The following is a 12,515-nucleotide window of genomic DNA, read 5'->3' on the forward strand; positions in this document are numbered from 1 at the left end:
ATACTGTGGACCGCTCTGGTAAACTGGAGTGATACAGTATGAAATATAACCTCTTATGGCAAAGTCGAAGTCAGATTGGCTGATTTTTGATTTTGTCAACACGACCTAGGGCGCAAGCGGTGCGACCCTTGTGTCCGCCGGGCCAGTCACGCGCACGCTGTGGAGAAGTTCCCTGTCGGATCCCGGAGCAAGCTCGAATTCCCAGAATAGGGTCTTGTCTTCGCTCTTCGTGTCCGGCCTGCTCGTGACCCTGGCCTCGAAGCCCTCGGTCACTGTCTGGGGAAGCGGGCATTCCACACGCACGAGCACGGGCTTTTCGCGCTCGTTGCGCACATTGTACTGCCACTCCCAGTCCCAGACCTTCTTCTGGCTGATAAAGCCTTCCTTGCCGCTGCGCCTGGGCTCTGCCTTTGCCTCAAGACGCACTCGTGCGTCCTTGCCAAAGGAGAGGAAGAGCTTGCCCTCCGTCGGGGCAAAGTGATCCCTGGAGGCTATGGCGCCCTCAAGGGAGAGGACCATGGGGCCCTGGGGCCAGATTTTTTCCTGGCCTTCCAGAACGTGCTCCGCGCACAGATAGACGCCTGTGTCGTGGCTCTGGGGCCTTGCTATCCACTTGAGGGGCTCGTCCCAGGTACGCTCGGCAAGAAGGAGTCTGCTTGTTCCTTGAGAAAGGCCCTTCAAAAGGGGCGTCCATTGCACACTGCTCCCTGTGGTGTCGAGGAGAGCCGCCTCGTTGTCCATTTTTGCCATGGACATGGCCTTTGCCATGCGTGGGGCAGGCGAGCCAAGGGCTACGGGCCCATCGCCTATGATCCAGGGCCGCAGGGGCGGCAGGGTGGAAAGGTCTCCGCCCTGGGCCACAAGGTGAAGTTCCACGTTTGGCCAGTCAAAGCCCGCAGGCTGGGTTACCTCGGCCTCAAGGCGCACATGTATGGCTCCCTTGCCATTGTCGCCTGGCGTCACGTCCACAAGGTAGAGGGGCTGCCAGCGCACGTCGGGCAGGGTGTAGGCATAGGTGAGGGTGACCCTCTCCCTTGCCTCAAGTCCCGCAAGGCGCAGGCGCACAAGCTTCCAGGAGGTTTGCTCCTTTCCCGTGACCTTCTTGTCCCCGTCAAGGGCCTTCAGGCTGGCCCTGGCTTTGGCAAGCTCAAGGCAGAGGCCCTGAAGGTTGTCTTCCTTGCCACTTGCCTTTTTGATCAGTGTCTCGAGATAGAGGATCCTGGCGGAAAGCTCTGTCCTTTGGGCCATTGTCCTTTTGGCAAGCTCGCCCTGAAAGCCAAGCGAAGCACCCGTAACAATACTCTCGTGCCTGTCGGCCACCTTGCCCTTGCTTGCGCCAACAACCAGATCCCTTGCCGAGCCGGGCAAAAGGATGCTCGCCATTCCGTCTTTCACCGTGACCTCCTCGCTTGCGAGCAGGGAGGCGCCAGAGAAGGTGACAAGAACCTTTTCCGGAGCCCTCGGAACAGGAAGTTCGCTTGCGTCCGCGAAGCGCACGCCCATGAGGAAGACGGCAAGGACCAGGATGGCCGTCCAGAGGATCTGCCAGAGGACCTGAAGCAGACTGTCCGCGCCGCCCTCTTCGCGTGTGAGGGGCAGGCGCAGCCTGCGCGCAATGTCCAGCCCCTGGCTGCGAGTGTTTTCTGCTGTGTTTGTCACTGTGTGGTCTCCTGCAGATGGTAGTGAAATTTGTACGGAGTCTTTCCGTATGGAGCTTTCCCGTACAGAGTACTGAAAAAGCAAGTTTCGTGCCAAAGAGGCAAGACCCCAAGGCTCTGGGCAATTGGGGCAGAATGAGCCTTGCGCAAAAGCCCAGCGCGGCAATGGGAGGCAAGATGCACGAAAAAGGCGAGAGGAAAGGTTTCGCATCTGGCACATCGGCACAATTTGGCAAAGCTTTAGCCTATGGCTGTGTACAAATTTTTTGCAGGTGCACATTTTCTGGACAGGAAGTTTGCGGGATGTCCCTTGTGCCGTCCTCAAACCTTGCACACTGCCGGAAGAAGCCGGGCAGAAAGGATGCCGGAGAGGATGGGTTACTGTCCTTCAGGGGACCCCTGGCCCCAAAAAAATTTGCCCATGGAAAAGATTTTTTTGGCCCTTGGAAAGCGTTCTGTTTTCAGCGTGCTGCATCTGTCAAGACCCTTGGGAAAGGTTTTTCAAAATTTGTCAGAGGGGCTCGCACCATGCGGGAAAGTCGCCACTTTTTTTTGTTCGTGAACTTGCGTGCAAGGCTTTTTGGGCAAGTTGACAGACCCGAACTTTACGGTAATATCGGCTCCCGTGAGGTCGGAAAATGCCTTGCGGGGCCCAACGGGACCCGTTGAACAAAACCGCCTCAAAGGTGTCCCAATGGACACGACAAGGGCCCATGGGCCCGGTTTCAAGTCAGTAACAAAAGGTCCCTTTCCCGCGCGGCACCCCGCGCGACAGTCTGGAGCTTTCCGGATTTGGGGAAGGCAGGTTTTTGTTTTCAAATAGTGAGGAGCGTGTTTTCTATGTTGATGGACAGCAAATCCGCGGTAACGGCAGCCCAGCACTCTGCAAAAAGCATTGGCGCAGGGGTCAAGTTCGAGCGTATCCGTCGTATCACAGGCTATCTTGTGGGTACCCTCGATCGCTTCAACAATGCCAAGCGCGCAGAGGAAAGGGATCGCGTCAAGCACGCCTAGTCCCTCATCCCGCACGAAAGCATGAAAAAGGGTCTGACGTTTGCCGGACCCTTTTTTTTGTGCCCTCCTGCTACCCCAAAGGGGCATGGAATTTCTTCTTTCAGCCCTTGGGAAAATGCCTGTTTCTTCCTGTTCCCGAGCAAAACAGGCCGCAACAAGACTGTATCCTGTCTCTCTTGTCTGGAACCTTTTCGGCAAAACTTCTTTTTTTGACGTTTTTGTTGCGGAAAAATACCCCCGAAATATAATCTTTGAACATGCAAAGTGCAGGCAAGGTAGAGCGTGAAGCTACGGGACGATCCTTGACAGGGGGCAGGGTCTTTTTGTAGGTCAGTCGCGATATGCCGCAATCCCGGCATCCCCCTTCAGGTATTTTCCATGCATTTTTCGCGTACACATACAGCCTGCGCCTGCGTTTCGCGTGCGTATGCCCTGATCCTCCTTGTGCTTGTGCTTGGCGCAGCTCCTGTCCAGGGCGCAGGACCAGAGTCTGGCCCTGCCTCTCAACCCCTGTCCGTTTTGAATCTTCTCCAGCCCATCCCTGTGGAGGTGAACGAGGCAGTGGCACAGGCAGCGCTCAACGATCCCCTCTACATGGAGGGTCAGAGCGCCATGCCCATGGAGGAGATGGCAGGCGTGTGGTCCAGGGCCTTTGCGCGCACAGGCTACGACTACAACGCGAGCCTCTTCCAGGCCCTGCAGGGCGCCGGCAACGAGGCCTACCTCATGCTGGTAGACTCTGGCGGCCTTTCCTACGTTATCCCTGTCCTCAACGCCATCAAGGCTGGCAAGCAGGACTACATGGCGGCCAGGGGCTGGGTAAGCACGGAAACAGCGGAGCAGGTGCAGCTCTTTGGCAGGGCCATTGGACTTTTGGACTGCCCGGGGCAGAAGGGTGACGGCAAGGGATCGGCAGGCGCAAGCGACATGAGCGATCTCGGCCGCTATTGCGGCAGGGTGAACACCTTTTCCTCCCAGGGCGAGAACGTGACCCAGGTGTGGATCGACAGCCTCGAGGGCAGCTACACAGGCGAGTTTTTCTTTGATTCCAGCGAGGAAAGCTGCCTTTCCCTCATGCGGGAAGACGAGAAGCTGTGCTTCGACTATCTGGGCTCCGAAGGCGGCATGCACTGGATGGCCGGCTGTTCGGCGGACAGGTAACCCATTCAACACTTTCAAGGGCATCAGGGACAACAGATATATGGTGGAACGCGACTACGAGGGCTTTGACCCAAGGGAAGCCTCGGGCGAGGAAGATCTCAGCGAAGAGCAGGTGAAGGCCAAGCAGATCCTTGAGCAGCGCATAGCCATGCTCGAAAAGGACGGCATAAAGCTCGCCACGGTGGATGAGGCAGACAGATGCATCGACGTCTGCAGGGCGGCTCTTGTGCAAAACGGCATGGCCCTGCAGTTTGTGCCAGAAGGCATGCGCGACATGTATCTGTGCCAGAAGGCCCTGCGCACCACAGGCCTTGCCCTGCAGTTTGTGCCGGACTCATTGCGTTCAAAGGCAGTGTGCATGCTTGCCCTGCGCCACGATGGCCTTGCCCTGCAGTATGTGCCAAGCCAGACGCGCGACAGGGACGTGTGCCGCACTGCAGTGACCCAGAACTCCCTTGCCCTGCAGTTTGTGCCAGAGGAGCTTGTGGACGAAGAGCTGTGCACCCATGCCATGCGTGTGGATGGCAGGGCCTTGGAATTTGTGCCCATGAATTTGCGCACGCCCATGATGTGCTTCGAGGCCTGCAGGACCAATGGCATGGCCCTGGAATTTGTGCCGGACGAGCTTCGCACGGACCTTGTGCGCGTGCGCGGCCTTTTCAGCGCTGGCGCCACGGTAAGCCGCATGACGAAAATAGTCTGCCTCACTCCTCCGGACTGGGAGGAGATGAGCAAGGCAAAGCCCAGGGACGAGTGGGGCAAGTTCGAACGCTGGAGCTTCGATGCCCCGGAGGAGTTTCCCTGCCCGGAAAGGTTCGCTCCGTCCGCGGACGAGGTGCATGCCTTTTTGAAAAATCTTGCCCTGGAATTCGCGCAAAAGGCTGAGGTTGCGGATTTCGAGCAGAGGGCCGAAGAGGCAAAGTCCGGCAACGGCTTCTGGCTCGATGTCCTTGAAGAAGAATCCCGGGATGAAGAGGCTGCGGAAGGCGGGGAAAAGCCCCGGCGCAAAACAAGTATCTACGGGCCATCGCTCGCTCTCTTGTGCAAGATGGAGCTCGACGCCCACGGCATTCCAGAGCACAGTGGTGCCTTTGCTGCTGCCACAAAGCTCATGGACTGGGCAGCCGGCTGGCACGAATAGTTTCTGCAAAAAAATGGAAAAGCCCCTCCCTGACGGAGGGGCTTTCAATAGTGTGAGAAAAAGGCGCTATTCTGCAGCAGTCCTTGTCTTTTCCGCTGAACGGTCTATTTCCGGGAAGGTGTAGCCTTCCTCAAGGACAGGCGGAACGGGCTTTCCCTCGTCCTTGGCCTTCTGCCTGGCCTCCCAGTAGTGCAGGGTGTGGGAAATGGCCTCGTAGATGGCCCTGTTTTCCGCATGGCCCGAGCCTTCCACGTGCACTGGCGGGAAGAAGCGGAAGAGCACGTCGCTTTCCGGGCGAATCTTGCCCAGTTCCTTGATCTTTTTGCCAGTGCCCCAGGCGTCGGTCTTGAGTGCCAGGGGCACCACCGGAACACCTGCCTTGCGGGCCAGCTTGACGCCGATGGTGTTGAAGTGTTTGGCGTCAATGTGCATGGTCCTGGTGGATTGCGGGAAGACGATGATGGAGATGCCCTTCTTGAGGCGTTCCGTTCCCTCGCGCAAGATGGTTGTCAGATCCTCGCGGGGATTGACCCTGTCCACCACCACGGGATCGCGCGAGCGCATCACATGGCCAAAGAAGGGCATGGTGGTGAGGCTGCGTTTCACGATGAAGGTGACAGGGAAGCGGGGGCGCAGGATGCAGGGCAGAAGGTAGGTCTCAAGTGTGCTCATGTGGTTTGCCACAATGACAAAGGGCCCCTCGGCCTCATTGAAGGCCTCAAGGCCGGATACGCGCACACTGATGCCCGTGCGCTCCACGTCTTCCAGGATCCAGGCGCTGGCGTAGCACCAGGCGGCATCGTCGCACTTGCCCTTGGCTGCCCTTGAGGTGAGCCAGTGGGTGGTGCCAAGGAAGATGCGGGTGTAGAAGCTCAGCGAGGGAAAGATCCTGGTCAGAAGGCAGGGCACCTGCATGGGCGAGGTGTAGCTGTCCCTCGGGAAGCGGTTCAAGAGTGTGTCCGGAACAAAGGTTTCCATATATTGTCTCTTGTTCTTGTTGGGTTTTGTCCCCTTGAGGGACTTTTTTCACTTTCCGGCTATCCGGAAAAAGGCTTTTAGCGGGGGCCGCGCGCGTTTTTTCTGCTGCGCCAGAAGGCTGCAAGGCGCGGTTCCTCGCCGTTTTCCTTCGGCCTGTAGAAGCTTTCCATGCCAACACCCTCGGGCAGGTAGCGCTGCTTCACCCATCCGTCGCGGAAATTGTGCGGATACTGGTAGTTGCGGCCGTACCCCCACTCCCTTTGCAGCGCAGTCACGGGATTGCGCAGATCCAGGGGCACGGGAAGGATGCCCTGTTCGCGCACAAGTTTCTGGGCGCTCAAATAGGCCGCGTAGGAGGAATTGCTCTTGCGCGCCAGGGCAAGGTAGGTCACGGTCTCTGCCAGGGGAATAAAGCCCTCGGGCATGCCCACAAATTCCACTGCCTGCTGGCAGGCTACGGCCAGGGGCAGGGCCTGGGGATCCGCAAGGCCCACGTCCTCGGAAGCGGAAAGAATAAGGCGCCTGCAGATGAAGCGGGGATCTTCCCCGCCTTCGAGCAGGCAGGCCAGATAGTAGATGGCCGCGTCCGGGTCAGAGCCCCTGATGGATTTGATGAGCGCAGAGGCGAGCTCGTAGTGGCTGTCGCCTGCCTTGTCGTGACGGGTGATAACGTCCGGAAGGACGGATTTGACCTTTTGGGGATCGTCCTTCTCGCCAGGGAGCGAGGCCACGTATTCGACAAGGTTCAAAAGTGTCCTTGCGTCGCCGTGGGCGAGATCGCAGAGCATGGAGAGCACGTCCTCATTTAAGGAACAGCCCATCTGGCTTGCCCCGCGCCGTGCCAGTTCCAGCATTTCCGGAAGGTCCAGGGGGCGCAGGCGCAGTACGCTCAGGCGCGAGAGAAGCTGCCTTGTGACCGAGAAGGAGGGATTTTCCGTGGTCGTGGCCAAAAGTGTCAGGGAGCCGTCTTCAAGAAGAGGCAAAAAGAAGTCCTGCTGGGCCTTGGTGAACCTGTGCAGTTCGTCCAGGATGAGAATGTCCACGCCTTCGCCAAGGATGCGCCTGAGCTGCGTGATTCCTGCCTCGGGAGCAGACACGCGCCTGTAGGCCCTGCCCGTGGATTTGGCAAGCAAAAGGGCTATGGTGGACTTTCCACAGCCTGGAGGCCCGAAGAAGAGCAGGCTTGGCAGGTTTTTTACCCCCAAAAGGGCGTGTATGCGCGTCTCAAGATGGGTCTGGCCCAGAAAAAGGTCCATGTTGTCCGGACGCAGCCGCTCTGGCAGGGGAACCCTGTCCTCCTTGGGGGAGGCGCTTGAAAGAAGGGAATTTTCCTGTGTCATCATGAAATTGAGGCGCGGATACCCCAGAGGGCTGGCCCTCGGGGAAAAGGACGCCTTCCTCCTTGGAACTGGCAAAATCCGGGAAGGGGCGCACGGGGTGTGCGCTCGAAACAGGGGCCTTTTAGGCCTTGCAAGCGCAAAGTATGTCATGGAATGCAGACATTTAGCACAGACAGGGGGCATGTGCAAATTTCCTGTTTGCGCCACCAACGCAAGTTCCGCGCGACCTTTTGCATGTTTGGCTATTGGTGCTGTGGGGCTCTTTGGGAAGGTCCTGAGGGGGCTTTGGAAGGTGGGAGGATTGAGGAAGGGCTTATTTTCGCTTTCGGAAAGGCCTGTGCATTGCTCGATCTGTTCCATGGGAACGCCTTGGGAGAGCATGAAGCACACAACCTGTGCTATTCTTTTGCTTTCTCCCTTTATCAATTCTTCAGTTTTGGTCTCTTCCTCTTAGGATTTTCCATAGTCCTGATTGACGCTTCTTTTTCTGAATCCAACATTGCAAGCTCCTCTATTCAGTACGGTATCTCACAAGAGACACCGGTACATGAAAAGATTGTCAGCAAAAGGCTATTTTTTTAGAGCTTCAATCTCGCTTACAGAAAGTCCTGTATATTTTTGGATTAGTTGTATGGGAGCATTGTCAGACAGCATAGCACGGGCAATGTTCTCTTTTTCCTCGGTTTTGCCTTTGGCTCTGCCCTTATCTTCAGCAGCTTCGAGTTCGGTCACCCGTTTTGCAATGGCTTTTTCCCTTTGCCAATAGTCGCGCATCTGATCAGGATTGGCAATGAATCTCTTTTCAGCCTCCAATGCGGCATGAATATTGGGCTCCAACATGGCATACTCCTCAATTTCTGCGGTATTCTTGGTTTGCAAAAAAAGCCATCCATCGCTCAAGTGTGCTATTTGCCTTTCTTTTCAGTGCATTCCATTTGGGAATCTCGATAAAGAAAAGCTTCATTTCTCCGTTGAATGGTTTTCCTGTTGCAGAAACTATGACCTGAGCATCGTTTATATAAAGAGGACTTTCGGGAATAAAGTTGAAGTTCATGATTTCGATAATATAGGTTGGATGAAGTTTTATATAATCCTCTCCCCTGCGTATTTCACGGCTATACAGTTTCGCCCAATAGCACATGATGCGCTTGTCCAAATGATCTTGGCTTTGGGCTTGTACCTCTATATTGAGTACTATACCGTCGGACGTTTTGGCGCGCAAGTCGAGCCGGACTTCCTTGCCGTCGTAATGATCTGGAGTTAGTTCACGATCTTCAATTCCAGATCGCATATCTTCTTGCCTCCGTCAGGATAGAGGACTGCGTTGACGAAACCTATCAGGATGTCCTTGTGCCCTGGACTGCCAAAAACGTACTTGAAATGGACGTCGTTCGTGCGATTGAGTTTCTCAATCATGGGCTCTGTCTTTGAGGACTCGCTCATTTTGAGGATCTCCTTGGGTGATTGCTCACTCCGTGTCTTCGATTGTGGTTGCAAAACACTTTAACGGCAAAGCCTGAAGAAAAGCTCACATTTTTCCAGCATGACACAACAGTTACCCAGTACAAATGCTGGAAAATATGAAATTATGCGACCTTTTTCTCCTTCTGGTGGGGGAGCCCTGTTGCCGCACAACTATTTTCAGCACTACTATGTCCCAGATGCGTTCCCAAGATCAACACTTTTTTCTGAAAAGCAAACAGAAGCTTGATCCCGCAGATGAAAAACATCAGGGTTAGAGAAATATCCGGGTTTTCTTATAGCACATCGCTTTGTCAAGACTTCCAACACGTTGGCAATTGCGATAGTATTGCCCTGCCTTTCCTGTGTGGAAGGTGTCCGGCGTTTTCCGGGCAAAATTCAAGGAGGCGGCGCTGTCTCTCAAAGCCCCATGGGCTCTCGCGCCAGTATTTGTGATGAAGCCTTTTCTCAAATTGCAATCCCTGCCCGAAGTCCTTTCCCTGCTCGCGGGCTTTTCTGGGAAGGATGAGGCGGAAGAAGTGCCCCTGGACGAAAGCCTCGGGCGCTATCTTGCGGAGGACCTTGTTTCCGACCAGGATGTTCCGGGCTTTTGCCGCTCGACAGTGGACGGCTTTGCCGTGCGTGCGCAGGATGTCTTTGGCGCAGGGGAGAGCCAGCCGGCCCTGCTCGAGCTTGCAGAGTCCTGCCGCATGGGCGTGCGCGTTACCCAGAGCCTTGAGCCCGGGCAGGCAGCGCCCATCCTGACTGGCGGCATGCTGCCCAAGGGCAGCGACGCTGTGGTCATGCTGGAATACTCCCGTCCTGCGGGAAACGACCTCATTGAGCTTACCCGCTCTGTCGCTCCTGGGGACAACGTTCTTGCACGGGACGAGGATGTGGCAGAGGGCATGCTCTGCCTCAAGAAGGGCTTGCGCATACGTCCGCAGGACGTGGGCCTTCTGGCAGCCCTTGGCAGGACGCGGGTTCCTGTAGCCAGACGTCCCAGGGTAGCCATCATCTCCACCGGGGACGAGGTTGTGCCCTGTGACACGACACCAGCTCCGGGACAAATCCGCGACGTGAATTCGCACAGCATTGCAGCACTGTGCCGCGAGGAGGGGGCAGAGGTCGAATTTGCTGGCATTTTGCGCGACGACGAGGGTGCTTTGCGCGACAGGGTGGATGCTCTTTGCCGCGACTTTGACGTGGTCCTTGTGTCCGGGGGCTCGTCAGCCGGCATGCGCGACCACACGCTCGACGCCTTCTGCCAGGGAGAGGAGAGCGAGCTTTTGTGCCACGGCGTGGCCCTGAGCCCCGGCAAGCCCTTCATATTGGCCAGGCGCGGCAGGGTATGCCTCATGGGCCTTCCGGGGCACGTGACAAGCGCCCTTGTGTGCGCTCGCTGCTTTGTGCGTCCCCTCTTGCGCAGACTGCAGGGTGGCGACGCAAATGTCTTGCAAGGCTTTGTGCTCGCAAGGCTTTCGCGTCCCATTGCCTCTGCGCAGGGGCGCAGGGACTACATCCGGGTGACACTTGAGCCCATGGAAAGGGAAGGTGTTTGCGACAGGGTGGAAGTTTCCTTCCTTGCTGTTCCGGTCACGGCACCTTCGGGCTGCATCTCGTCCCTGACAAGAGCCGACGGGCTTGTGGTCTGCCCGGAACAAAGCGAGGGGCTCTACGAAGGCGAGCTTATAGAAGTGGAACTTTTGCGATAGCGGGGGAACACAATGGCAACCAATACAAACGCAAGTGATGCTGGACAGGATATCGCGCGCCATCTTGAAAAGGGCATGAAGCGCAACACCTATCTGGAGCTGAAACCGGTAGGCGAGGCAAGGGATCTGTGGTTTTCTGCCATAGAAAAGAGCGGCTTTGCCCTGGGAGAGGAAGAGGTGGCGTTGCCTCATGCCAGGGGCAGGGTCACCTCGCACATCGTGCAGGCAAACCTTTCCTCTCCGCCCTTCCACGCGGCTGCCATGGACGGCATTGCAGTGCGGGCAGAGGAGACCTTTGGGGCAAGTGCCATGCACCCCCTGGACCTTGAAGTAGGACGGCAGGCCTTCTGGATAAACACAGGGCAAAGGCTTCCCTCTGGCTGCAATGCCGTCATCATGATCGAAAACCTTGTGGCAGCACCTTCGGGAAAGAGTGTGCGCATAGAGCGCGCTGCCTTTCCCTGGCAGCACGTCCGCAAGCTTGGCGAGGATATGGTGAGCTCCGAAATCCTGCTTGCTCCAGGAACGCGCATAGGCCCCTACGAGATGGGCGCTCTGGCTGCGGCTAGGGTTCTGACTGTCCCTGTCTGCAAAAAGCCTGTGGTTGCCATCATCCCCAGCGGTTCGGAAATCGTGCCCCTCATGCAGGCAAGCGAAGACGCCCTTATCGAGGGCAAGTGCTGGCCTGAGTTCAATTCGCTGATCTTCGCCTCTCTGGTGGAGGAGGCAGGGGCTACGGCCATTGTACGGGACATTGTGCCGGACGATCCCGATATCATACAGGCAGCGGTGCGGGCCGCGCTTGAAGACGGAGCGGACATAGTCCTTCTGAACGCTGGCTCTTCTGCCGGAAGCAGGGACTACACCTCGCACGTTATAGCTTCCCTTGGCGAGGTCTTTGTGCACGGCGTGGCTGTCATGCCCGGAAAGCCTGCAGTCCTTGGCCTTGTGGACGGGCACCCTGTCCTTGGAGCTCCGGGCTACCCCGTGTCAGCGACCATTGTGGTTGAGGAATTCCTCTTGCCGCTTTTGGCAAGGCTGCAGCACACGCTTGCCCCCTCCCGCCCCGAGGCCACGGCAAGGCTCTGCCAGGCCCTGCCCTCAAGGCCCGGCATGGAGGAGCGCATCCGCGTGAAGCTGGGGGATGTGGACGGAACCCTCATGGCTGTGCCACTTGCGCGAGGAGCCGGAACCGTGACCTCTCTTAGCCGCGCGGACGGTATGCTGACCATCCCTGCTGCCAGCGAGGGTCTGGATGCCGGATCCGTGGTCAATGTCTCTCTTTTGCGCTCAAGGGAAAGGATACGCTCTGCCCTGCTTGCCATTGGCAGCCACGACAACACCCTGGATCTTCTGGACAGCCTTGTGCGCAGGCGCACATCCCTTGGCTGCAGCCTCACCTCGGTGCACGTGGGCTCCCTGGGAGGATTGCGCGCAATAGAGCAGGGCCAGTGCCACCTTGCTGGCTCCCATCTGCTCAACATGGAAGACGGGGTCTACAACCGCAAGGCAATACAGGACAATCTGAGCGTCCCGGTGGTCCTCTTGCGCCTTGTGGATCGCGTGCAGGGCTTTATGGTGAAGCCCGGAAATCCCCTGAAAATACGCAGCATACAGGACCTTGTGCGCGAGGACATCACCTTCATCAACCGCCAGCGCGGCAGTGGCACAAGGGTTTTGCTGGACTGCCTTTTGAAGAAGAAAGGTCTGAAGCCACAGGCCATCAAAGGCTACACGGCCGAGGAATTCACCCACATGAACGTGGCTGCGGCAGTGCTTTCCGGCAGGGCTGATGTGGGCCTTGGAGTGCTTGCCTCGGCAAGGGCCCTGGGCCTTGACTTCATACCCGTGGGCGTCGAGGAGTATGACCTTGTCATTCCCAAGAGGTTTTGGGACGACGAGAGGATGCAGGCGCTTCTCGCAACCATCAGATCTGCCGAATTCAAAAAACAGGTGGAAGACATGGGCGGCTACGGCGTCGAAAAGACTGGCGAGATAGTCTGGGAGTACGAGGGCCGCGACAGGGTCGCGTAAAGGCAAAAAGGGC

The 12,515-nt window shown here is 57.2% G+C and carries 12 protein-coding genes and 1 pseudogene; 8 read left to right on the top strand and 5 right to left on the bottom strand.

Annotation, left to right across the window (positions count from 1 at the left end):
* Positions 1 to 105: 105 nt before the first annotated feature.
* Positions 106 to 1,659: a DUF4139 domain-containing protein gene (locus B5F76_RS07140; RefSeq protein WP_162608740.1), complete on the bottom strand. Its 1,554-nt coding sequence runs from the start codon at positions 1,657 to 1,659 to the stop codon at positions 106 to 108.
* A gap of 845 nt (positions 1,660 to 2,504) precedes the next feature.
* On the opposite strand from B5F76_RS07140, the gene nrdD reads away from it, so the two are divergent.
* The 4 genes from nrdD (at position 2,505) to B5F76_RS07160 (ending at position 4,974) form a co-directional block, all read left to right on the top strand.
* Entirely contained in the window at positions 2,505 to 2,672 is a 168-nt protein-coding gene (gene nrdD, locus B5F76_RS14465) for an anaerobic ribonucleoside-triphosphate reductase (protein WP_239406990.1), read from the top strand.
* A gap of 85 nt (positions 2,673 to 2,757) precedes the next feature.
* Positions 2,758 to 2,958, top strand: a complete 201-nt coding sequence (locus B5F76_RS14830) for a hypothetical protein (RefSeq protein WP_162608741.1) — start codon at positions 2,758 to 2,760, stop codon at positions 2,956 to 2,958.
* A gap of 92 nt (positions 2,959 to 3,050) precedes the next feature.
* Complete coding sequence (locus tag B5F76_RS07155) at positions 3,051 to 3,833, top strand: hypothetical protein (protein WP_087352758.1); 783 nt, start codon at positions 3,051 to 3,053, stop codon at positions 3,831 to 3,833.
* A gap of 40 nt (positions 3,834 to 3,873) precedes the next feature.
* A complete protein-coding gene (locus B5F76_RS07160) occupies positions 3,874 to 4,974 on the top strand; it encodes a DUF4116 domain-containing protein (protein ID WP_087352760.1) in 1,101 nt (366 codons plus the stop codon).
* Positions 4,975 to 5,040: 66 nt separating this feature from the next.
* Here the strand turns inward: B5F76_RS07160 and B5F76_RS07165 are convergent, their stop codons facing one another.
* The gene (locus tag B5F76_RS07165) at positions 5,041 to 5,952 is read right to left on the bottom strand and encodes a lysophospholipid acyltransferase family protein (protein WP_087352762.1); all 912 of its coding nucleotides are present in this window, start codon (positions 5,950 to 5,952) and stop codon (positions 5,041 to 5,043) included.
* A 77-nt stretch (positions 5,953 to 6,029) separates the two neighbouring features.
* Entirely contained in the window at positions 6,030 to 7,295 is a 1,266-nt protein-coding gene (locus B5F76_RS07170) for a replication-associated recombination protein A (RefSeq protein WP_239406991.1), read from the bottom strand.
* A 231-nt stretch (positions 7,296 to 7,526) separates the two neighbouring features.
* Here B5F76_RS07170 and B5F76_RS14470 point away from each other — a divergent pair, with 231 nt between their 5' ends.
* Positions 7,527 to 7,874 (top strand): hypothetical protein, encoded by a 348-nt coding sequence (locus B5F76_RS14470; RefSeq protein WP_162608742.1) that lies wholly within the window; start codon positions 7,527 to 7,529, stop codon positions 7,872 to 7,874.
* Here B5F76_RS14470 and B5F76_RS07175 read toward each other — a convergent pair.
* Complete coding sequence (locus B5F76_RS07175; RefSeq protein WP_087352763.1) at positions 7,863 to 8,132, bottom strand: hypothetical protein; 270 nt, start codon at positions 8,130 to 8,132, stop codon at positions 7,863 to 7,865. The two genes, B5F76_RS14470 and B5F76_RS07175, sit on opposite strands and share 12 nt — an antisense overlap.
* Before the next feature lie 10 nt (positions 8,133 to 8,142).
* A pseudogene (locus B5F76_RS07180) lies at positions 8,143 to 8,735 on the bottom strand (Rpn family recombination-promoting nuclease/putative transposase).
* Positions 8,736 to 8,835: 100 nt separating this feature from the next.
* Here B5F76_RS07180 and B5F76_RS14835 point away from each other — a divergent pair.
* The 3 genes from B5F76_RS14835 (at position 8,836) to B5F76_RS07195 (ending at position 12,502) form a co-directional block, all read left to right on the top strand.
* Entirely contained in the window at positions 8,836 to 9,003 is a 168-nt protein-coding gene (locus B5F76_RS14835; protein ID WP_162608743.1) for a hypothetical protein, read from the top strand.
* Between the two features lie 205 nt (positions 9,004 to 9,208).
* Entirely contained in the window at positions 9,209 to 10,468 is a 1,260-nt protein-coding gene (locus B5F76_RS07190; protein WP_087352770.1) for a molybdopterin molybdotransferase MoeA, read from the top strand.
* Between the two features lie 12 nt (positions 10,469 to 10,480).
* On the top strand, positions 10,481 to 12,502 hold the full coding sequence (locus tag B5F76_RS07195; RefSeq protein WP_239406992.1) for a molybdopterin biosynthesis protein: 2,022 nt from the start codon (positions 10,481 to 10,483) through the stop codon (positions 12,500 to 12,502).
* Positions 12,503 to 12,515 lie beyond the last annotated feature (13 nt).

Origin of the sequence: Desulfovibrio sp. An276 (assembly GCF_002159665.1) — a bacterium.
Taxonomy (GTDB): Bacteria; Desulfobacterota; Desulfovibrionia; order Desulfovibrionales; family Desulfovibrionaceae; genus Desulfovibrio; species Desulfovibrio faecigallinarum.